The 21,537-nt window shown below is 58.3% G+C and carries 22 protein-coding genes; 13 read left to right on the plus strand and 9 right to left on the minus strand.

What is annotated here, in order from left to right; all coding sequences use genetic code 11:
* Window positions 1-14 precede the first annotated feature (14 nt).
* Complete coding sequence (locus DSL70_RS10980) at window positions 15-584, minus strand: sigma-70 family RNA polymerase sigma factor (protein ID WP_119307985.1); 570 nt, start codon at window positions 582-584, stop codon at window positions 15-17.
* A gap of 297 nt (window positions 585-881) precedes the next feature.
* On the opposite strand from DSL70_RS10980, the gene DSL70_RS10985 reads away from it, so the two are divergent.
* From DSL70_RS10985 to DSL70_RS11010, 5 genes are all read left to right on the plus strand, one after another.
* Window positions 882-1,325: a BA14K family protein gene (locus tag DSL70_RS10985; protein ID WP_119307986.1), complete on the plus strand. Its 444-nt coding sequence runs from the start codon at window positions 882-884 to the stop codon at window positions 1,323-1,325.
* A gap of 315 nt (window positions 1,326-1,640) precedes the next feature.
* The gene (locus DSL70_RS10990; RefSeq protein WP_119307987.1) at window positions 1,641-1,976 is read left to right on the plus strand and encodes a BA14K family protein; all 336 of its coding nucleotides are present in this window, start codon (window positions 1,641-1,643) and stop codon (window positions 1,974-1,976) included.
* Between the two features lie 284 nt (window positions 1,977-2,260).
* Window positions 2,261-2,683 carry a BA14K family protein gene (locus DSL70_RS10995; protein ID WP_205563233.1) on the plus strand — a complete coding sequence of 141 codons (423 nt, stop codon included), beginning with the start codon at window positions 2,261-2,263 and terminating at the stop codon, window positions 2,681-2,683.
* 254 nt (window positions 2,684-2,937) lie between these two features.
* Window positions 2,938-3,213, plus strand: coding sequence for a hypothetical protein (locus DSL70_RS11000; protein ID WP_119307988.1), 276 nt, complete (start codon window positions 2,938-2,940; stop codon window positions 3,211-3,213).
* 386 nt (window positions 3,214-3,599) lie between these two features.
* Window positions 3,600-5,453, plus strand: a complete 1,854-nt coding sequence (locus DSL70_RS11010; protein ID WP_119307990.1) for a GGDEF domain-containing protein — start codon at window positions 3,600-3,602, stop codon at window positions 5,451-5,453.
* 40 nt (window positions 5,454-5,493) lie between these two features.
* Here DSL70_RS11010 and DSL70_RS11015 read toward each other — a convergent pair whose 3' ends face one another.
* Window positions 5,494-5,955, minus strand: a complete 462-nt coding sequence (locus tag DSL70_RS11015; RefSeq protein WP_119307991.1) for a hypothetical protein — start codon at window positions 5,953-5,955, stop codon at window positions 5,494-5,496.
* A gap of 82 nt (window positions 5,956-6,037) precedes the next feature.
* Complete coding sequence (locus DSL70_RS11020; protein WP_119307992.1) at window positions 6,038-6,880, minus strand: MurR/RpiR family transcriptional regulator; 843 nt, start codon at window positions 6,878-6,880, stop codon at window positions 6,038-6,040.
* 330 nt (window positions 6,881-7,210) lie between these two features.
* Between DSL70_RS11020 and DSL70_RS11025 the strand changes: the two genes are divergently transcribed.
* The 8 genes from DSL70_RS11025 to DSL70_RS11060 all read left to right on the plus strand — a co-directional run bounded on the left by DSL70_RS11025 (window position 7,211) and on the right by DSL70_RS11060 (window position 15,124).
* On the plus strand, window positions 7,211-7,927 hold the full coding sequence (locus DSL70_RS11025; protein WP_119307993.1) for an N-acetylmannosamine-6-phosphate 2-epimerase: 717 nt from the start codon (window positions 7,211-7,213) through the stop codon (window positions 7,925-7,927).
* Window positions 7,928-7,984: 57 nt separating this feature from the next.
* The gene (locus tag DSL70_RS11030) at window positions 7,985-8,884 is read left to right on the plus strand and encodes an ROK family protein (protein ID WP_119307994.1); all 900 of its coding nucleotides are present in this window, start codon (window positions 7,985-7,987) and stop codon (window positions 8,882-8,884) included.
* Between the two features lie 115 nt (window positions 8,885-8,999).
* Entirely contained in the window at window positions 9,000-10,322 is a 1,323-nt protein-coding gene (locus DSL70_RS11035) for an extracellular solute-binding protein (RefSeq protein WP_119307995.1), read from the plus strand.
* A 75-nt stretch (window positions 10,323-10,397) separates the two neighbouring features.
* Window positions 10,398-11,267 carry a carbohydrate ABC transporter permease gene (locus DSL70_RS11040; protein WP_425359357.1) on the plus strand — a complete coding sequence of 290 codons (870 nt, stop codon included), beginning with the start codon at window positions 10,398-10,400 and terminating at the stop codon, window positions 11,265-11,267.
* Entirely contained in the window at window positions 11,267-12,091 is an 825-nt protein-coding gene (locus DSL70_RS11045; protein WP_119307996.1) for a carbohydrate ABC transporter permease, read from the plus strand. The genes DSL70_RS11040 and DSL70_RS11045 overlap by 1 nt, the downstream gene beginning before the upstream one ends.
* A gap of 3 nt (window positions 12,092-12,094) precedes the next feature.
* On the plus strand, window positions 12,095-12,883 hold the full coding sequence (nagB, locus tag DSL70_RS11050; RefSeq protein WP_119307997.1) for a glucosamine-6-phosphate deaminase: 789 nt from the start codon (window positions 12,095-12,097) through the stop codon (window positions 12,881-12,883).
* Entirely contained in the window at window positions 12,873-14,054 is a 1,182-nt protein-coding gene (gene nagA / locus DSL70_RS11055) for an N-acetylglucosamine-6-phosphate deacetylase (protein ID WP_162916589.1), read from the plus strand. Before nagB ends, nagA begins: the two co-directional genes overlap by 11 nt.
* A complete protein-coding gene (locus tag DSL70_RS11060; RefSeq protein WP_119307999.1) occupies window positions 14,054-15,124 on the plus strand; it encodes an ABC transporter ATP-binding protein in 1,071 nt (356 codons plus the stop codon). Before nagA ends, DSL70_RS11060 begins: the two co-directional genes overlap by 1 nt.
* A 177-nt stretch (window positions 15,125-15,301) precedes the next feature.
* On the opposite strand, the gene DSL70_RS11065 is transcribed toward DSL70_RS11060, so the two are convergent.
* The 6 genes from DSL70_RS11065 to DSL70_RS11090 all read right to left on the minus strand — a co-directional run bounded on the left by DSL70_RS11065 (window position 15,302) and on the right by DSL70_RS11090 (window position 21,296).
* On the minus strand, window positions 15,302-16,066 hold the full coding sequence (locus DSL70_RS11065; protein WP_119308000.1) for an HpcH/HpaI aldolase family protein: 765 nt from the start codon (window positions 16,064-16,066) through the stop codon (window positions 15,302-15,304).
* 67 nt (window positions 16,067-16,133) lie between these two features.
* Window positions 16,134-17,690 (minus strand): tripartite tricarboxylate transporter permease, encoded by a 1,557-nt coding sequence (locus DSL70_RS11070; RefSeq protein ID WP_119308001.1) that lies wholly within the window; start codon window positions 17,688-17,690, stop codon window positions 16,134-16,136.
* 7 nt (window positions 17,691-17,697) lie between these two features.
* Window positions 17,698-18,237: a tripartite tricarboxylate transporter TctB family protein gene (locus DSL70_RS11075; protein WP_119308002.1), complete on the minus strand. Its 540-nt coding sequence runs from the start codon at window positions 18,235-18,237 to the stop codon at window positions 17,698-17,700.
* A gap of 257 nt (window positions 18,238-18,494) precedes the next feature.
* Window positions 18,495-19,481 carry a tripartite tricarboxylate transporter substrate binding protein gene (locus DSL70_RS11080; protein WP_245418185.1) on the minus strand — a complete coding sequence of 329 codons (987 nt, stop codon included), beginning with the start codon at window positions 19,479-19,481 and terminating at the stop codon, window positions 18,495-18,497.
* A 154-nt stretch (window positions 19,482-19,635) separates the two neighbouring features.
* Window positions 19,636-20,283 (minus strand): dihydroxyacetone kinase subunit L, encoded by a 648-nt coding sequence (locus DSL70_RS11085; RefSeq protein WP_119308004.1) that lies wholly within the window; start codon window positions 20,281-20,283, stop codon window positions 19,636-19,638.
* A gap of 11 nt (window positions 20,284-20,294) precedes the next feature.
* On the minus strand, window positions 20,295-21,296 hold the full coding sequence (locus DSL70_RS11090) for a dihydroxyacetone kinase subunit DhaK (protein ID WP_119308005.1): 1,002 nt from the start codon (window positions 21,294-21,296) through the stop codon (window positions 20,295-20,297).
* Window positions 21,297-21,537: the final 241 nt, after the last annotated feature.

Consider the following 21,537-nt stretch of genomic DNA (forward strand, 5'->3'; position numbering starts at 1 on the left):
ATTTATCCAAGGCCTCATGGCCAGCCCCGGTCGATGCCGGATTTGGCCAGAAGATCTGACAGTTTCTTGCGTGCATGGAACACCCGCGTCTTCACCGTATTCTCCGGAACGGACAGGATGACGGCAATCTCCTTGATGGCCATTTCCTGATAGTAGACAAGATCGATCACTTCCCTGTGTTCATCGCTGAGCCGGTCGATGCACAGCCGCATGGCAGCCGCCTTGTCCTGCTTCAGCGTGGTAACCTCCGGCGTGTCCGTGTCATCTTCCAGCCCGGAGGCATAATCGTCATCAAGCGCGGCATCCGATCGCTTGCGCATCTGGGATATCGCCTTGTTGCGGCCAATGGAAAGGATCCAGGAGGCAACCTGTGAGCGCCCCTCGAACTTTTCCGCAGACCGCCAGACATCTATGAAGGTCTCGTTTACAAGTTCTTCTGCCAACGCCTCATTCTTCACGAAGCGCATCAGAAAGCGGTAAAGCCGAAGATGATGCCTCTGGTAAAGCAGAGCAATGGCCTTGCGATCATTTCGCGCGATTTGCTCCAGAAGGGCAAGATCACGGGTGTTTTCCGCTTCAGACATGCATTCCTCAAGTTCACTGTCATACCTGTGTCGTTTGAGCGCGCCGTCTGGTTCAAATTTTTTTGCACATTTTCATCAGGACAAACGCTCCCCATCTTGGCACAGCTCTCTCCTTTGAACCAGTCAAAGAAGGTCAAGGCTAGCCCGAGCGGAACAACTATTGGAAAAAACCGGAAACAAAATAAACAGAATATATTGGAACCATGTCTCGTTGGTGGTCGTTTATTTGACAAAATGTCTGTCTATGTAAGGCAGCCACAAAGCAGAGATGCTCGAAACCAGCAAAGGAGAACACCAATGATCCGCCACAAGATCATGACACTGGCCATGATAGCCGCACTGGGAATGACAGCCGCCATCACCGGACCGGCACCACAGGCCCAGGCAAAGGATGGCAAGAACGCAGCGCTTGCAACCGGCATCGTCGTCGGCACGGTGGCTGGAGCCATCGCCATGAACGCAGTCAAGGACAACAAGCGCCCTGTCACCGTGCACCGCGCGCCTCCCCCGCCCAAGCACTATGCCCCGGCACCGCGCAAAGACTATGCGCCGCGCAGAGATTATGCACCGCGCAAGGCCTATGCTCCAAACCCGCCACGGTATCACGCACCAAATCCACGCTCGGTCGTCATGAGCCGGGAACAGATCAGACGCTGCTCCGAGCGCTACCGGTCCTTCAACCCCAGAACCGGCTATTACACCGGTTATGACGGCAGGAAGCACCTGTGCACGCTGCGCTAACACGAGCGCCCTTGTAACGACAACAGACCCGGCCCGATCACGCAGGGCAAAGGGCTGAACAGAACGAGAATAAGCCGCCGTCAAGGCGGCTTATCAGCAAGATGAGCGGGAGAAAGCCGGCTTACACAAATAAGTGAAATCATAACCCTCTGAAATTACAGCAATTATTAGAAATTCCGAAATTTTCTGAACTTTTTTAGAACCAACTCCCATCCCACGGCGACTGATGAGTATGAGCGCAACAGACAGCGCACCGCATCAAGCAAGACAAAGAAAAACGACAGCAACAGCCGAGAAACCCAACGGAGAGAGACCATGTTCAAGAAAACCATCGCAACTTTCGCAATGATCGCAACCATCGCAACGACCGCAAGCCTGGCCGTATCCACCACCGAAGCCGAAGCCGCAGGCGGACGGCACGCAGCCTTCGCAGTCGGCGCAATCACCGGCCTGGCAGTCGGAGCCATCGCAGCCAACGGCAACTATTATCGCCCATACTATGGCCCACGCGGCCCGGCACGCGGTTACTATGGTCGCCCGGCCCCCTGGACGCCGGCCTGGTATCGCTACTGCTCGAACCGTTACCGGTCTTTTGATCCGCATACCGGCTACTTCGTGACCTATGGTGGTCACCACCGCTTCTGCCGTTAGGCTCTGCGGTCTCTGGTGAAAACCGGCAAAGAGATCTCCGCTTCAAAGGTCGCCATCCGGCGGCCTTTCCCTCTGTTGCCCGGTCATTTCCCGGACATATCCAAAGAGGCCGCAGGCCACTCATGCCCCCCCCTAAAAAGCCGGTGGAAACAAAAAGAAAAAAATCAAATCACTTTGAAGTGTTTTGAAAAATTACAATTCGGAAACAATAATTCTGCCATTATTCAATGCATAATCGCAGGCATTGACTATTGGTTGCGACAGTCCCACTCTTGGAGCATTCAATGATGAAACACAAAATCAGTATCTATCTATTGCTTGCAGCCTTGTTGCCTGCAATTGCAATGACGATGGCGACGCAGAAAGCCAACGCCAGAGATGGTCGGAATGCAGCCTTTGCGACAGGGCTGATCGCAGGGGCCGTTGGTGGTGCTGCAATCATGGCGAATGATCGCCACTACAACCCGCCACGCCGCTATTACCGCCCGGCTCCGCCACCACCACGCTACTATCGTCCGGCACCGCCGCGCTATTATCGCCCTGTGGCACCGCGTTACTATCGTCCAGCCCCGCCACCGCGCTATTATGGCCGTATGGCACCTTGGACCCCTGAATGGTACAGCTATTGCCATTCCAAATACCGGTCCTTCAACCCGCGTACCGGCTATTTCACAACCTATGGCGGACAACAGAGATTCTGCCGTTAGGCCTTGATGACCCAAAGACCCTCCTGCCTTGCATGAGGGTCTTTTTTGCCCATCTTCTGCTTTTTGTCGATGCACCCTAGCCAGCATCCCTTGTATATCAGCCAAATAAAAAATGGTCTGGCTTTTCACCGCGCGCCTTTGCCTTTATACCTTTGGCAATCGCAACCAACCGAGGTAACCCCGGCCTGTCCAACAAAGCAGGCCGAGCCACAGCAGCGCCCTACTGGCCAACCGACAGACAAGCGGACGGAACAATGGACATCAACACAATTGCAAAAATCTTCCTCGCTGCCATGTTCAGCCCTCCCGGCATTGCCAATTTCGTGGTCTCGACCGTACTCAAAAAGCGCCTGCATGCAACAGCAGCCGCCTTTATCGCCTCGGCGGCCCTTGTGTTCATGAACAGCAAGGGCCTAGCCACGATCCCACGAGGGCAGTATGTCACTGTCATCATTTGCACCGTCATCGCCATGATGATTGTCGCCCATGTCGCCTTCACCATCGGCGAAAAAGTCATCCGGAAAAAGTAGCGAAGGCTCCGCCTCAAGTGAGAAGAGTGCCAGGTATCGGCTGACATTGACACTTGAAACGGCTACAAGCACCATATTCAAGTCTCTGAAATTAAATATTATTTCCGATTCATTTCTTTTGTGGGCGCCCTCTTCCCGGCGGCCAGCAGCCCACCTCGTTTTTGCAATTCGGGCACCGGCAGAGCCCCACGCCACATGCCCGCATAAGCCGCTGTTCGGGCTCCAGTTGCCGGAAGAATCCTTTCCAGATCACAACTCAGAGGCGGCACACCGAATGACATCATTAACATTGATATTTTTCAGGAGTGATATCTTTTTACAAAATTAAACACTCCTGTCATAAAACGTTGCGACTTTTGAATTCAAGAAGATATGCAGCAACTCAAATGATGGAAAATTTGACAGAGGGACAGGAAAGAGCTGAATACGGAACCTTCGACGCTTCCCTTCTTTCAGGTGGTCTGATTGCCCGCAGTGAGGCCGATCGACTGGATGCCCTCAGCGATCTCAACATCATGGACACGCCGCCGGACGAACGGTTTGATCGCGTGGTTCGCCTCGCCACAGCCTACTTCGGCATGCCGGTATGCAAGATCACACTCGTCGGCAAAGATCGCAACTGGTACAAGGCCTGCGCTGGAACCAGAGAGACGGATGCGCCCCGTTCAAAGGCCATCTGTTCCTACGCCATTCTGTCGAACGAACCACTCGTGGTTCCGGATCTGACAGAGCATCCCCGTTTCCGCACATATCCAGCGGTGACCGGAAATGGCAAGTTCCGTTTCTATGCCGGAGCCCCGATCACTCTGGAAAACGGCATAAGGGTTGGGTCCTTCTGTCTTATGGACACGAAACCTCATCCGGAATTTGGCGAAGAGCAGATCCGGTTTCTGACAGACCTTGCGCAGATCGTCGCCCATGAACTGATCCTGCATCGCGATCTTGAGCGCGCGGGCGCAAATCGTGAGGAACGGGACGCACTGACCGGACTGCTCAACGCGGTGTCCATCGAGCGCGAAGTGCAAATCGCCATAGATCACCCAATGGCCGATGCGCAGGGCATGGCTGTACTCTATGTCGACATCGATGACTTCGGTGAAGTGAACAACGACTATGGAAAACATGCCGGCGACCTGCTACTGAAGGCAACCGCGCGGCGACTTGAAGATCTCGCAGGGCAGGACCTGGCCATCGGACGTATCTCTGGTGACAAATTCCTTGTCATGGTCAAATCCGTGCAATCGGCTGCAAAGCTGCACAGACTGGTCCGCCAGGTGCAGCAACTGCTCTCTGCGCCGGTGCATATCTGTGAAGGCTTCATTCATCCAACCGTGAGTGTCGGAGTGGCGCTCGGTCCGCCTTCAGACGGCAAGGCCACCACTTTTCAGCGCCATGCCAGCTGGGCGATTCAGGAAGCAAAATCACTGGGCATAAACCAGCTGAAATTCTTCTCCGAAAAAGAGTATGAGCGCAATCAGGACGACCTGCGCCTCGCAACCGACCTGCGCAATGCCATCGCCAATAACGAGCTGGAGCTCTATTACCAGCCCTTTGTCGATCTGAAGAATGGTCGGGTCGTAGGGTATGAAGCGCTGTTGCGCTGGCATCATCCCGAAAAGGGCATGATCATGCCGGGCAAGTTCATTCCCATCGCCGAGCAGACAAGGCAGATCAGTGCACTGGGCACATGGGCGCTCAACCGGGCTTGTGAAGATGCTGTGAGCTGGAACGAGAACCTGTTTGTATCAGTCAATCTCTCGCCCTTGCAGTTCAAGCGGCAGGACGTCACCGAAGTCATCAGCACTGCCCTCGCAAGCAGTGGCCTTCCCGGTCATCGGCTGGAAATTGAAATCACCGAGAATGCCCTCATTGATGATTTCGGGGCGGTCAACGACAAGCTGCAGGCCATTTCCAATCTGGGCGTGACCATCACTTTGGACGATTTCGGCACGGGCTACTGTAATCTGAACTATTTGGTATCCCTGAAAATCGACAAGCTGAAGATCGACAAGGCGTTCATTGGCAGCGTCGAGCGCGACGACCGCACCCGCACGATCGTCGCGATGATCGCCAACCTGTCGCGCTATCTGAATACGAGTGTCGTCGCAGAGGGCGTGGAGCTTCCCACCCAGCATGAAATTGTCCGTATGATCGGATGCGATATCGGCCAGGGGTTCCTGTATGGCAAGCCCCTGCCGAAACAGCAGCAGGACGCCAACCGCATCTATTCCTTCGCCTGAAGGTCGCCAAAGCCGCCAGCCGTCAACTCCGGCGTTTGACTTAACGGCAGCTCTTGAACTTGTAGACATTGACCGGCAGAGCCATGCCAGCAATGAAATCGTCAGGCCGGGCCATGTGCCAGTCGGCAACCGTGTCAAACTGCTCGTCGTTCATCTTCATGCTGGCCAGCGTCTGACGCAGATGGGCGAAGACATAATACTTCACCTGACCATCTTCCAAGATTGTCTCGACGGGCACATCGACGGGCTCTTCATCCGTTGTCACAACCTGCATCCAGCAGGCCGAATTACCATTTGAGCAGCCCTGTTCCGCTTCGATGGTCCAGACCGCCTGCCCATCGGCCTGCTTTTCCAGCACAAAGGAATCAGAGGGGCCTGACGTTTTCAACGTCTGCAGATTGCCGTCGGTATCTTCCGCCTCATAGAGCGCACCATTGGCACATTCTTCAGCATGAACGGCAGGAGACAGCAACAAAAGGGCGGGAAGGATATAGCGGATCATGATGGTCGTCTTTCCTTGGATTCGCCCGCATCTTTTCACACTGCAAGTTGAAACAAAAGGACTTTCAGATCTGCCCACAGGGTCAGATATGTTTGTAGATGACCGAGTCCGTGGCAAGGTCGATCCGCTTGCGAACACCGGCATCGCGCCAGTAGAGCGTCTCATAGATGGTGTCAGCAACCGAAATCTGGCTGATCACCGAAAGCCCCGAGCCGCTGGTGATCGGACTGTCAGACGCCACGGCCAGCAGATGGTGAGAACTCAGATCGGCCACAGCATTGCGCCGCCGCCCCGTTATGCTGACAATCGAGGCCTTGGCGCGTTTGCCGATCTTGAGCACATCGATGATGTCGCGCGTGCCACCCGAAGCGGAAAAGGCAATGATCATATCCCGTTCGTCGACGTTGGAGGCAAGCATGGTCGCCAGATGCATGTCCGTCGGACGGTGGCTCATCAGCCCAGCCCGCATCAGCTTGTAATGCATGAAGGTCGCGGCAACGGAAGAAGCCCCCACGGCAACGATGATGATCCGCCGCGCCGATACGATCAGGTCGGCGACCTTGTCGATCTCCTTGAGTTCCAGCAGATCCCGCGTCGCCTCCAGCCCCTTGAGATAATCCGGGAACCGGTGGGTATCATCCTTGCCCGCACCAGTCTCAGCATCGGACTTGAGGGCGTTTTCGACCGAGATCTCCTTGGCAATCGCCAGCTTGAGTTGGGAGAAGGTCTGATATCCGAGTTCGCGGCAGAAGCGATAGATGGTCGCCACGCTGATGTTGGCACTGGCCGCCAGCTCGTCGACCGACATGGTGGTCACTTCAACGGGATGCTGGTTGATGAACTGGGCGATCTTGCGCAGTTTCGGCGTCATGTTTGCGCTGTTGAAGCGGAGTTCCGAAAGAACTGGGGTCGTGCCTTGGTTCATCTGTTCAATTGCCCGGTATCAGAGTGATGGGTGCAGAATCGGGTTCTGCCATTCTGAAGCAGTTGCTTCATCTGCGAAAGATCCAAAAGACTTGCAGGATCAGTTTCCCTTTCCCGCACGGCAAGGAACAGGCCGGGGTAAAACCGAGGAAAAGGCCGCAACGCCGCACTTCTGGTAGCCAAGTCTATTGGAGCCATTTTAAAATAGCAAAATATTGTCAAACTAATTTATTTTGAAAATAGATTATTGTCAAAATTATTTTTCCGCGATATGGTCAACCCAACCGGGCACTCCCGTGCCACTCAATTTTTGAAATGCTTAGGAAACCTGATGACGGGAACAGCAATCGATACCAAGGCTGGAATTCTGAAGGCGCTGCAAGATGGCCTCATTGTTTCAGTGCAACCAATTGACGGTGGAGCAATGGATCGCGACGAGGTCGTGGTGGCCATGGCTTCTGCTGCCGTGGATGGAGGCGCTCAAGGGCTGCGGATCGAAGGCGCCAATCGACTGGCCGCTGTTCGCGCCGCATTGCCAAACACGCCCATTGTCGGCCTCGTCAAACGGGACTTCGAAGAGTGGCCCCTGCGCATCACCGCCCTGATGGAAGATGTCCACGCTTTGGCCAAGGCCGGAGCAGACATCATCGCCATCGACGGCACCGATCGCCCCCGGCCCCATTCCTTTGCCGAGCTGGCCAAGGCAGCCCATGACCATGGCTGTCTCGTGATGGCCGACCTGTCCACCGAACAGGAGGCAGACAACTGCCTCAGGGACGGTGCCGACATCATCGGCACCACCATGTCCGGCTACACGGGCGAAGCCCCGACACCGGAAGAGCCAGACTTTCCCCTGCTCGAGGCCGTGGCCAAAAAGGGCGGCTTCGTCATCGCCGAAGGGCGCTTCTCGACGCCAGATCTCTGCCGCGCTGCCATCGAACGCGGCGCAGACTGCGTGACCGTCGGCTCCGCCCTCACCCGTCTGGAAATCATGACCCAGCTGTTTTCCAATGCGGTCGCAGCCGCGCGCAAGGACCACCGGCCATGACGACTTTCCTGCCGATCCTCTCAAGCTTCAACGCCAGCTGAAAGCGAGTATGACGCCATGATCGCCAATCATCTCAGTGGAACAGGCCTTGATGTCGGCGGGACAAAAATCGCAGCCGCGCGGTTCGAGAATGGCCAGATTGTCGCCCGAGCCCGTGCCGAAACGGTTGGTCAGGCGGACATCAACAGCCAACTCGATTGCATGGCCAGCCTTCTGGAAGAAGTGGGGCATGTGAGTGGAAGCCCCGTCGGCGTGGCGCTGACCGGACGCGTGACCCGCACCGGCGACTGGCTGGCGGTCAACCGCTCAACCCTCTCCAACCTGACCGGTCCAAATCTTCAGACTCTGGCAACCGAGCGCTTTTCCGGTCCGGTGTCGCTGATCAACGATGCCGCCGCCGCTGCCCTTGGCGAATACCGCTTCGGGGCGGGTGTCGGCTCCAACAGCATGGCCTTTGTCACTGTCTCCACCGGCGTCGGCGGCGGCCTTGTGCTCGATGGCAAGCTGTTGCAGTCCGATGATGGCCTTGCCGGACACATCGGCTTTTCAAGCGCCAGACAAGGCAGTGAGCGCTGCGGTTCCGGGCGCATCGGCACCATGGAATCCATCGCCAGCGGTAGGGCGATTGCCCGCTACGGCTCACAGCTGGCGGGCAAGGACGTGGACACCCCCGAAATTTTCGCGCTTTGGCGTCAGGGCACGCCGTGGGCAACCACCGCCGTCGAACAGTCCGCCCGCTCCATTGCCGAGCTTTGCGCCAACTTGCGCGCCATTCTGGGCCTGGACCGGATCGTCATCGGCGGCAGTGTGGGGCTTGCGGCCGGCTATCTGGATTGCGTCTCGCGGTTCCTTCAGAGCGAAGAGCCAGCCCTTTTTCATGTCGACCTGAAACCGGCCGAGCTCGGTCAGGACAGCCCGCTATTTGGGGCCTTGCAGTTTGCTGCGGATCGGGTGTGACCATGACTGACTGAATTTCCCTTGCTGATGAGATCTCCGACGGAACACGGTCGATCATGCAGCAGGGAATGGGAACGAATTGAGCAACAAGTCATAAGCAACAGAGGAGAATAAAATGAAATTGCGATATCTGTTACCAGCAGTGCTTCTTGGTGCACTGAGCACGGCGTCCATGTCGGCTCAGGCCGCTGTCACCGTTCTGGGCTGGCCGGGCGGACCGGAAGAAACCGCCTTGCGTGCCGCTGCCAAGGCCTACAACGCCCTGCCGGACGTCGCCGCAGAAAACAAGGTCGAACTGCTGTTCTTCAGTCGCGACGGCTTCTATGACAAGCTGGCCGCCGATCTTGCCGCCAACACCGATGCCTTTGATGTCAACCTGATTGCCACCTACTCGATTGGCCGGTATGCCCCCTTCATGGAACCGGTAGACCTGGGCGCTGGTGCAAAGGACGTCTTCGGCGACGCCGTCCTCAGCACCATGCAGTATGAAGGCAAGCAGTTTGGCGTTCCCACCGATCTGTCGCTACATTTCATGTATTACCGCAGCGACCTGATCGATGCCCTGTTGTCCGATGACGCAGCCAAGGCCCGCTATTCCGAAATCGCCGAGAAATATCTCGGCAAGGCAATGCAGCCCAAGAAGCCGGAAGACTGGAGCTGGAACGACTGGGCAGCCACGGCACTCTATTTCACCAAGGCCGTCAACAGCGACAGCCCGACCCGCTACGGCACCGTGCTGCAGATGAAGAACCTGCTGTTCAACATGATGGTCTTCCAGTCCCTGCCACGTGCCTATGGCGCTGACTGGATGGATGCCGATGGCAACATCACCGTCGATTCCGACGCCTACAAGACCGGCCTTGAACTCTATCGCAAGCTGCTGGATGCCGGTGCAACACCGAAGGATTCCCTGTCCTACGAATATCCGGAAGCCAACGCCGCCTTCGGCTCTGGCCAGGTAGCCACCATGCTGCAGTGGAACGCCGCCGCTGGCGATCTGCTCAGCACCGAGAAAAACCCGGTTGTGGCCAGCGTCACCAAGACCATGGCCCCTCCGTCCGGTCCGGAAGGCCGCTTTACCCATGTGCATGGTCTGGGCCTTGGCATCAACAAGTCCGGCAAGAACAAGGAAGGCGCCCAGAAATTCCTGCAATGGCTGGCAACAGCCGACGCCATGGAAATCTACGCCAAGGCTGGCGGCGCTCCGGGTCTGACCGGCCCCGCGCTCGATGCTGTAGCCGCAGAGCGCCCGGATCTGGTACCATTGGGCAGCTACGCCTCCCAGTATGGCTATGTGATGCGCGGTGCAACCTCTGCATCGGCCCTCTCGGTCTATGAACTGCAGGCCAAGGCCTTCACCGGCTATTGGGGCGACGTCAAGAGCCTCGACGACGCACTGGCCGAAGCCAAGTCCGGCATGGCCGAGCTGTTGAAATAATCATCAAGATCGACCGGAGTACGCCCTCTCCTTCCCGGGGTGCACTCCGGCCTTCCACTGACGAGGAAATGCATAGTGGCCAATGAAAGTCTCAAGGAAAACCGGATCCTTGCAACGCCGGTCGTCGTTTTTCTGTTGGCGATGCTGGGGTTTCCTGCGGTCCTTGACCTGATCTATTCCGTATCGACCGTCAGCTTCGAGAATTTGCGCGACCCGACCATCTCCGGCTTCGGCAACTATCGCGAGGTGCTCGGCGATCCCTATTTCTGGAGCGCGGTCAGCTTTTCCACCCGCTTCGGCCTACTGACCGCAGCACTCGAAACGGCACTTGGCCTGTTCCTTGCCGTTTTCCTCGCCCCGCTGATCCATAGACGCTTCTGGCTGATGGCCATCTTCATGATGCCGATGATCATCGCTCCCTCCATGATGGGCCTGATGTATCGTCTGGTGCTGCATGAATTCGTCGGCCCATTGCCCTACTATTTGTTTGAATTCTTTGGCGAGAGCCCGGCTTTCCTGAGCCCGCAGCTGGCCTTCAGGACGCTGGTTGTCATCGAGACACTACAGTGGACACCCTTCACCTTGTTGCTGTTCTATACAGCCTATTCCTCCATCCCCAACGACATCCGGGAAGCGGCCAAGGTGGACGGCACCCGTGGCCTGAGGCTGTTCACCCACATCGAGCTGCCCGCCCTTCTGCCAACCCTAGTGGTGGCCTTCGGCATCCGCTTCATCGACGGCTTTCGGGTGTTCGACAATATCTACGTCCTCATCGGATCCGGCGCCGGTGGCTCCAGCACGTCCCTGTCGATCTATATCTACACCGCCTTCTTCAAATCCGCTGATATCGGCAAGGCGCTGGCAGCTTCGGTGCTGCTGTTCGTTGTCGCCTTCGGCCTGCTCTGGCTGGTCGGCTGGTTGCTGAAAAAGAGGAGACCGGCCTGATGGTCATGAATGCAATCCGCTGGCTGGTGTTTGCCGTTGCAGCACTGGTGATGAATTTCCCCGTCATCGCGACAATCGTCACCGCCCTCAAGACCCCGGCTGACGTCATCTCCAACGCCAGCCTGATCCCGCGGGCCATAACCCTCGACAATTTCGCCGCCGTCTTCACGGTCAGTGAGCGCCTGAACATCTGGAAATATCTCTGGAACTCGCTGTCGGCTTCGCTGATCGGCACAATCCTGCCGATATTGCTCTGCCTGCCGCTGGCCTATGCCATTGCCCGGCGCGACTTCGGCCGCGACCTGCTTTTGCCGCTGGTGGTCAACCTGCGCGCCATGCCGCTGATCATCTTCGCGATCCCGCTCTACATGATGTACCAGACCCTTGGCCTGCTCGACACGCGCTTCGGCCTCGGGCTCATTCTGGCGGTCGTCAACCTGCCGCTGGCGCTGGTGCTGCTGACCAACGCAGTTGCCGAAATTCCGCGCGAACTTGACGAGGCCGCAGGCATGGATGGCGCACGCACCGGGCGCATCCTGACAAGGCTGACCCTGCCCTTGATCCGCCCGGCCATCGCCACCACCTTTGTCTTTGGTTTCATCACCGCCTGGAACGAATTCCTGTTCGGCCTGATGCTCACCACGAGCAAGGCGGTGCCCATGACGGTCGGGGCATCCTTCTTCTTCTCGGCAGGCGGCGGCGGCGTTCAGTGGGGCGTTGCGGCAGCGGTCATCGTTGTGGCCTCGGCACCCCCTGTCATTCTCGGACTTATCATGTATCGTCAGATCGGCCGGTCGATGTTGGCTGGCGCTGTGAAAGGATAACCCATGGCAACTATTCTCATTCATGCCGACGCCAAAGCCGCAGAAAACGCCACCGCAAAACGCCTGCTTGACAAGATCGCAACAAAACCGGACGCAACGCTGGGGCTGGCCACCGGCGGGACGATGGAACAGGTCTACGCCATTCTGATCGAAAAGGCTCGCGAGCTGAACCTGTCCTTTGCCGGACTGAAGAGCTTCAACCTTGATGAGTATATCGGCCTGAGCGCCGATCACCCTCAGTCCTACCGGACCTATATGAACAAGCTGCTGTTCGACCATGTCGACATCAAGCCGGAGAACACCCATCTGCCCCGCGGCGATGCCGCCGACCCGGCTGAGGAAGCCCGCCGCTACGAGGCCATGATCACCGAACAGGGTGGCATTGATCTGCAATTGCTGGGGATCGGCATCAACGGCCATATCGGCTTCAACGAGCCATCCTCGTCGCTCGGCTCCCGCACTCGGATCAAGAAGCTAGCCATCTCCACCATGGAGGCCAACCGCCGCTTCTTCAAACCCGACGAAGCCGTGCCGACCCACGCCCTGACCATGGGCATTGCCACCATCATGCAGGCCCGCAAGGTCATTCTGCTGGCAACCGGGGCTGCCAAGGCCGACGCCATTGCCGCCGCGCTCGAAGGCCCTGTCAGCACCGCCTGCCCGGCTTCGGTCCTGCAGTTTCACCCCGATGTCACCGTCATCATCGACGAGGACGCGGCCTCGAAACTGAAACTGCGCGACTTCTATGAAAGCATCCACCCCGGTGGAGAAGAGGTGTATTTTGTCAAGTAAGCCTGACTTCGTCATCGACGCCGAGCAGCTCTATCCCGGCCATGGAGCGCCCGCTGAACGGGATCGCTCGGTCCTGATCCGTGATGGCCGGATTGACGCTGTCGCCGACGTGGGCGCGTTCAGCGGAGTCGCAAGGCACAAGACCGCAATCCTAGCCCCCGGTTTCATCGACATCCAGATCAACGGTGCAGGCGACCGCCAGTTCAACGACACCCCGGACGCAGACAGCCTCGCCATCATGGCGAAAGCGGCGGCGCGCGGCGGTGTGGCTCATATCATGCCGACCTTCATCACCGCCATGGACAAGGCCTATCAAGCAGCCATGACCGCCGTGGGTGAGGCAACCGCCAAGGCTGCTCCCGGTGTGCTCGGCCTGCATCTGGAAGGCCCCTTTCTGAGCCCGGAGAAACCCGGCATTCATCCGCTTGCGGCCGTGCGCCCGATCGATGAAAGCGACATGGCGCTCCTTGAAGCCAAAGCCTGCTATCCGCGCATCATCACATTGGCGCCCGAGGAAACCTCTCCGGACAAGATTGACCGGCTGGCCAAGGCTGGCTGGCGGGTGTTCGTGGGGCACAGCGCCGTCAGCTATGATCGCTTGCAGGATCTCAAGGGCCATGGGCTGGCCGGAGCAACCCATCTCTTCAATGCCATGCCGCCCCTGATGGGGCGCGAACCGGGGCCGATCGGCGCCGTTATAGACGGCACCCTACCCTTTGCCGGCCTCATTGCCGATGGCATGCATGTCCACCCGGCCAACCTGCGCATGGTTTTTGAGCACGTAGGCCCGGACCGGATCGCACTGGTCACCGACGCGATGCTGACGCTCGGCGGCACCGTGACCGCATTTGATATCGGCGAAAAGCGCGTCTACCTCCGGGACGGACGCCTGTGCGATGAAACCGGGCGCCTTGGCGGTGCCCATCTGTTCATGGACGAAGCGGTCCGCAACATGATCCGCTTTGCCGACGCGCCCGTTGCGGCGGCACTGGCGATGGCAGGCTCCACCCCGGCCAGAGCGCTCGGGATCGACGACGAGCTGGGACGGATCGCGCCGGGCTACAGGGCCAGCCTGACCCTTCTGGACAGCGCCCTCACCATTTCAGCAACGATCAGCGACGGCATAGTCCTCTTCAAGGCCAACGACAAATACACTGCGAAGGAAAAGTGATGGGTAGCATCCAACTGAAGGACCTCAGGAAATCCTTTGATGGTCTCGAGATCATCAAGGGCGTCAATCTGGAGATCAAGGATGGCGAATTCATGGTATTTGTCGGCCCGTCAGGCTGTGGCAAATCCACCCTGCTGCGCCTGATCGCCGGTCTTGAGGAAGTGACCTCCGGCACCATCATCAGCGACGACCGCGACGTGACGAGATTGCAGCCCTTTGACCGCCACATGGCCATGGTGTTCCAGTCCTATGCCCTCTACCCGCACATGACGGTCCGGCAAAATATCGAATTCGCCCTCAAGACCATCAAGTTACCCAAAGCCGAGATCGCGCGGAAGACGGCAGAGGCGGCACGCATCCTCAAGCTGGAACCCTATCTTGACCGCAAGCCCGCAGCTCTGTCCGGTGGCCAGCGCCAGCGGGTGGCAATCGGTCGGGCCATTGTGCGCGAGCCATCCGCCTTTCTGTTCGACGAACCGCTCTCCAACCTTGATGCTGCTCTGCGCACCGAGACCCGCATTGAGATCGCCCGCCTGCATGAGACCCTGTCCGGCACCATCATCTATGTAACCCATGATCAGGTCGAAGCCATGACACTGGCTGACCGCATCGCCGTGCTGTCCGATGGCCAGTTGATGCAATGCGATACGCCACAAATGCTGTACGAGCGCCCGGTCAACCGCTTCGTTGCCCAGTTCATTGGCAGCCCCAAGATGAACCTGCTGCCAGCCAGCGGCGAAGACGGAAAGACCGTCATGCTTGCAGGTGGATCAAAGGCTATCACCGTTGAAGGCGGCTATACGGGCAAGGTTGCCGAACTGGGTCTGCGGTCCGAGCACCTGAGGCTGGGCAGCTCCATGGATGCTCCCCTTACCGGCACTGTTTCCCACGTTGAATATCTGGGGGCCGATGCCAGCATCTTCGTGACACTGACAAGCGGCGAGGCCCTCAACCTGCGCGGCGTTGGCCGCGAACTGCCTGAGGTCGGCGCTGAGGTCGGGCTGCTGTTCGAGCCATCCGACATCCATCTGTTCGATGCCGACGGGCTGGCTCTACGCGAGTATGCCTGAGGGACTTTCCCCTTGCCGCCAAGGTTCAAACTGGCAACAATAGCAGACGGGCCTTCCTGATAAAAACATGCCCGCGCCTTGCGGCGTGGGCATGCTGCATGATCCAAAGTGGCAACGCAGCGGGGTTTTTGCCTCCTCCGCCGTGTCACAACCTCGGACCGGGGGGAAGGGCGAGGATCAACCCACCTCTTTTTTCATCGACTCATTGGCGGCTTTGGCTGCTTCCATGAACAGACCGATATCGCCCGGGCCAGCAAGGAAGTTGTGGCCGCGGTCCTTCAGCTCGCCAAAGCTCCAGCGAGGCCGTTTGACGGTGCCCATATATTTGCCCGCAGCCTTGATCTTTTCCTCGGCTTCGGCAGCCAGAGCCTCGGCGGCGTCTTCACCCAGCTGTTCCAGAAGGCCAATGGTACCGGCAAGGTCATTGGGGCCGATAAACAGCATTTCGATGCCATCAACCTGGGCAATCGCGTCGATATTCGGCAGGGCATCCTTGTGCTCGATCTGGCCGATGACAAAGACTTCCTCGTCGGAGGTCTTCAGATAGTCGGTCTTGGCACCATAGTGGGAAGCGCGACCACAGGGAGCGGCATAGCCACGGGTTCCTGTCGGGGGATAGTGGGTCGCAGCAGCTGCCGCTTCTGCCGATTCCTTGTCGCAGATCATCGGGATCATCAGGGACTTGATGCCGAGTTCAAGAATGCGTTTCAGATAGACCTGATCATTCCATGGCACCCGCACGACCGCATGGCCACCAGCAGCCTCGACAGCACGGACCATGTTGACCGTGGCCTCCAGATCAGCCGGGCCATGCTCGTTGTCTATCAGAACACAGTCCCAACCGGCCCAGACAGCGGCTTCGGCAAGGGCCGGTGACGCCAGTTCCAACCAGATACAGCGAACACAACGCCCACTTTTGAGTTGTTCACGCAACCAGTTCATTTTGCACCTTCTTTCAGTTGCAGGCACGCGGTTTCTTGGCTCTCGACCCGTGCCAGAAGACTTGGATTTAAAACGCACCCTCTTCGGATTTCGTCGCCTTGGTTTTCCCGGACTGCGGCTCTCCACCGGCCCGCTTGCCACCGGCAACCATCTCGCGGACTGCCCGGATGATGAGCAGAGCCCAGATGATCACGGTGACGATGCCGAGCACCAGCGAATAGCTGCGATCAAAGAATGTCAGGAAGTTGCCCTGCGCCTTGATGATCGAGACCATGAAATTGTCTTCGATGATCTTGCCCAGCACGATGCCCAGAATGGCGGGTGCCAGCGGGATTTCCACCTTCGCCATCAGATAGCCCATCAGCCCGAGCACCAGCACGATCCAGATGGCCGTGACAGAGCCGGAAATGGCATAGGCACCGACCAGAGAGAACAGCAGGATGACCGGCGCCATCACCGCACGGGGAACCTTCAGGATGTAGGTCGAGCAGAAGATGGCAAGCATCCCCACGGGAACCATCATGATGTTGGCCACCAGAAACGAGCCGAACAGCGCCGAGGTCAGCTCCGGCTGATCGATGAAGATCCGCGGTCCCGGCGTCATGCCCTTCAGCAGCAACACGCCAATCGCAATAGCGGTAACGGAGTCTCCGGGAATACCGAACACCAGTGCAGGCGTCCATGCGCCACTGATCGCGGCATTGTTGGCCGACCCTCCTGCGGCAATGCCGTCCATGCTCCCCTTGCCGAAATCGTCCGGCTTCTTGGACATGCGCCGTGCCAGCGCATAGCAGATCCACGCGGCGATGTCGGCACCGGCCCCCGGCAGAGCGCCGACCACAGTACCGATCAGCGAAGACCGCAAGACGGTCACACCGAACCGGCGAATAGCGCTCATCGCCCCTTTCAAGGCAGAGAAAAACGGTTCGGTGATGGTCTGCAGCTGCGTCTCGTTCTTCTTCAACGTCTGAACCGTGCGCAGCACTTCGGAAAAGGCAAAGATACCGATCATCGCAGGAATGAAGGTGATCCCGTCCATCAAGTCGTCAACCCCGAAGGTATAGCGGGGATAGCCGACGGCCACGTCGATGCCGACACAGGCGATCGCCAGACCGATGAACAGGCTGGCAAAACTCTTGGGAACAGACCCGCCACCCACGAACACCGCACAGCTGAGCCCCAGACAGGCCAGCCAGAAGGTCTCGTAGCTTGAAAAGCTGATGGCAATATGGGCGAGTTGCGGAGCCACCAACATCAGGATGATCACCCCGATCACCCCGCCGATGGCAGCGGTCAGAAGGGAAATCAGCAAGGCGGTGCGCGGCTTGCCATTCTGGGAAATGGTGTGGGCATCATCCACATAGGCCGCCGAGGCTGGCGTACCGGGAATGCGCAGCAGTGTGCCAGAGATATCACCGGCGAAAATGGCCGTCGTCGTCGTCGCAACAATGGCGCTGATCGCCGGAATGGGATCGAGGAAGAAGGTGAATGGAACCAGCAGGGCAACAGCCATTGTCGCCGTCAACCCGGGAACCGCACCGATGAAACAGCCATAGATCGTCGTCAGGACAATGATCAGCAGATTTTCCGGCGCCAGCACCGTCATAAGAACATCTGTCAACATGAGGACCTCACCACGCAATCGGTTCGAGCAGGCCCCACGGCAGCGGAACATGCAGGAATGAATAGAACAGGAAATGGACGAGCATCGTAACGCCAACCGCCAGCAGCACCGATTTCCACCAGTTGACGCCATAGAGCATCAGCAGGCAGGCCATCAGCGGAAAGGCCAGCAGATGAAACCCGACGGTGTCGAGGAAGGCGGCAAACAGGATCACACCAAGGATGAGAGCAATGGAATTGATCCATGCCTTGCCCGATAGCTGCGGCTTGAGGCTCGCTTCTGACTGGCCGCTCCCAATACCCTTCCCTGACCCGAAACCTGTCCCATTCTCTGTCTCTGGGTAGGTCTCTCCGGCCCGCACGTAGGACATGATGCCGGTGAACAGCACCAGAAGCCCACAGATGGCCAGCCCCGAGCCGGCAATCGTCGGGAACAGTCCCGGGCCGAACTTCATGCCGCCAAGCGTCGGAAAGCTTTGCGCTTGCCAGGCGACCCAGACCCCAGAAACCGACAGGATCACGCCTGTCAAAATATCCTTGCTAAACATGAGGTAACTCGCATTTTGAGACCTCCCGCTCTCCGGCGCGAAGTCATCAGAAACGAAGCGTAGATGCGAAAGGGCGTTGTTTCCAGTCTGCCGAAAGGCTCATCGACAACAGCACCAGGGCACCCAGCAAACAACCGGGAACACCCGGACAAAACCCGGCTATGAGTACGCTCTTCCGCTTCCTGACTGACGCACAGCGAACGGTTCCAAAGAAAGACCCGATCCGCTGCGCGCCCGATTTGAAGGATCAGCCAAGATTACTTGGCAAGTCCGATTGCCTTGATGGTATCGCCAAGATTCTTGTCGGTCTTGGCAATCAGAGCACCGACATCGGCAGCGCCCATGGATACGACATCAGCACCGCGGCTTGCCTTGAAGTCGGCCCATTCCTTGGTACCCAGCACCTTGAGAACAGCCTTTTCGTAGGAGCAGGCAATCTCCTTGTCCATTCCGGCAGGACCGGTCAGGGCCTGATAGGAAGACAGCGTCCAGCCCGAATCCAGCTGTTCGACGGTGGTCGGAATGTCAGGCAGCGAAGGCATGCGGGTGTCGTTCATGTAGGCAAGGCCCTTGAGCTCACCCTGATCGATCAGCGACTTCACTTCGGACTGGGCAACGGTGATGACATCAACCCCACCAGCCATCAGTTCCTTGATGGCAGGCGCTGCGCCCTTGGAGGGAATCCAGCGAATGGACGACGGATCCATGCCCTCGGCATTCAACAGACCGGCCAGAGCCAGATGCCAGATCCCGCCCTGCGAGGTGCCGGAAGCGGTGATCTTGCCAGGATTCGTTCTGGCTTCGGTGAGGACTTCCTTGAGGCTCTTGTAAGGGGAATCCTTGGAAACCGTAAAGCCGGCAGGCACCAGATCCAACAGGGCAATCGGCGTTACCTCTTCATAGGTCAAATCCGTCAGACCGATCCAGTGCATGGTGTTGATCTCGGTCGTGGTCGAGCCAACGGTGTAGCCATCCGGTTTGGCGCGCGCAATGGCCGAATGCCCGGTCACGCCGTTACCGCCGGTGCGGTTGACCACGTTGAAGGGCTGCCCCATTTCCTCGCTCAGCATGCTGGCGAGCATGCGGGCGTTGGCGTCCGTGCCACCACCGGCACCCCATGGCACGATATAGGTAACCGCACGCGTCGGTTTCCAATCGCATTCAGCAGAGGCGCCTGTTGCTGCCAGAGCGCCAAGTCCCAAAACGGTTGCCCCCAAAAGGGCTGTCATCAATTTTCCTGTCATCGTGTCCTCCACTCGATGGAAATTAAAAAGGAAATCCTCCCGGATTCATAAACCGGCCCCGACGCGAACAATCGCAACAAGAGCGAATGTCAGCGCCGGTTCCGACATTTCCCGCGTGCCGTAACCGGGCACGCAGAAGAAGCTTCAGAACGGATCAACCGGCGGCCAGCGCCTGCATGAACCCGTTGAATTCATCAGCGAGAATACAGGCGACCGTTCCGCCCGCATCCTGCAACCCGCGTGACTTTTCCTGAAACGCGGCGGCCTTGCCGTGCTGGGCAACCAGATCCCTGGTGGCTTCCAGAGCATCGGCAGCCGCTTTGGCCGCAGCGGCGCAGGCTTCCTCCAGAGACGCCCCCTTGCCAGCCTCGGCCTCGCAACGGCGCGCAATCGGATCAAGCACATCCAGCACCGTCTTGTCGCCAAGCGCCGCTTTGCCACGCATGGCAACACCGTTGGCATAGGCATCCCAGAAGGCAGCAAGCCCCGCCACATCAAGCGCTGCGGCACCGTCCAGCGCCTTGGACCCGCGCAGGAAGCCCGTCGCCATCAGCGTCCCCATCGTCGATGGGGCAGCCTTGGCAATGGCGGCTCCAGCCGTTTTCATCTGGGTCGACAGATCGGGCGCATCCAGCGCTCCGACCGCTTCGCTTGCCGCACGAAAGGCTTTCGCCATCGTCAGCCCGAGGTCGCTGTCGCCCACCTTGCTGTCAAGTTCGATGAGCGCATCCCGCTCCGCCTCGAATCGGGCAGCCAGACGGGGGAAGAGGCCTGCAACGGTCTTCGCGTCCAATGTCTGCATTGCTCCCTCCCTCAACCGGCAAAATGCTTGAAGAATGGCGTGTCGACTTCTGCCGCGATCAGCGGTTCCAGCTCGTCGTCAAGCTTCAGAATGGAAATCGAAAAACCGGCCATTTCCATCGACGTGGCGAATTCGCCCAGCCAGACATGGCGGATCGTGACGCCCTCGTCGTCCAGCAGCTGGCCGAGACGCCGGTAGGCAATATAGAGTTCCTCAAGCGGCGTGCCGCCCAGGCCATTCATCAGCACGGCCACTTCGTCGCCGTCCACATAGGACTGTTCGGCAAAGATGCGGTCGGCCATTTCCTTGACTACAGCATCCACCGGCTCCAGCGCCTTGCGCGTAATGCCCGGCTCGCCATGGATACCCATGCCGATTTCCATTTCGTCATCGCCAATCTGGAAGCTGGGTTTGCCCACTTCAGGCACAATGCAGGGAGACAGCGCAACGCCCATGGTGCGCACCCGGTCCTTCGCCTTCTCGGTCAGCCGCTTGACTTCGGCCAGAGGTTTCATCTGGGCAGCGGCCGCTCCGGCCACCTTGTAGAGGAAAAAGATCCCGGCCACACCGCGCCGCTTGTGCTCTTCACCAACCACCGACGAGGCAACATCATCATTGCCGACGACGGTTGCGGTTTCGATGTCATCCAGCTCGGCCAACTCGCCAGCCATATCGAAATTCATGATGTCGCCGGTATAGTTGCCATAGAGATAGAGAACACCAGCCCCCTGATCGACATATTTGGTGACGGACAGCAACTGGTCGGAACTGGGCGACTGGAACACACCACCGACCCCTGCCCCGTCGAGCATGTTCTTGCCGACATATCCAAGGAAAAGCGGCAGATGACCGGAGCCACCGCCCGTGACAATGCCCACCTTGCCCGGAACGGGATTGGCGGTGACGAAACACCGCATGTCACCATCGGCAAAGGTCACTTCCGGATGCGCACGATAGATGCCTTCCAGCATCTCATCGACAAAATCTTCGGGATTGTTGAGGAACTTTTTCATTGGACTAGATCTCTTCTTGGAACGAAAGGCATGGCAAACCGGCCACGGTGCTGCGGCCGCAAGGAGTTTTCGTTTCACTCGCGAACATTGAATGATCCGGGAGTGATCCGGGAATCCTGAGGATTTTCAGGCAAGGTAGAAAGAAAGGCTGCCGCACAGGCAAAGCTGACCACGCGCCTCACATCGGAGACACGGCAGACCGGACAGGCGTCAGCCTCTATGCCGCAAGGACTTCTATCTT

The sequence above is a fragment of the Cohaesibacter haloalkalitolerans genome (assembly GCF_003574655.1).
GTDB lineage: Bacteria > Pseudomonadota > Alphaproteobacteria > Rhizobiales > Cohaesibacteraceae > Cohaesibacter > Cohaesibacter haloalkalitolerans.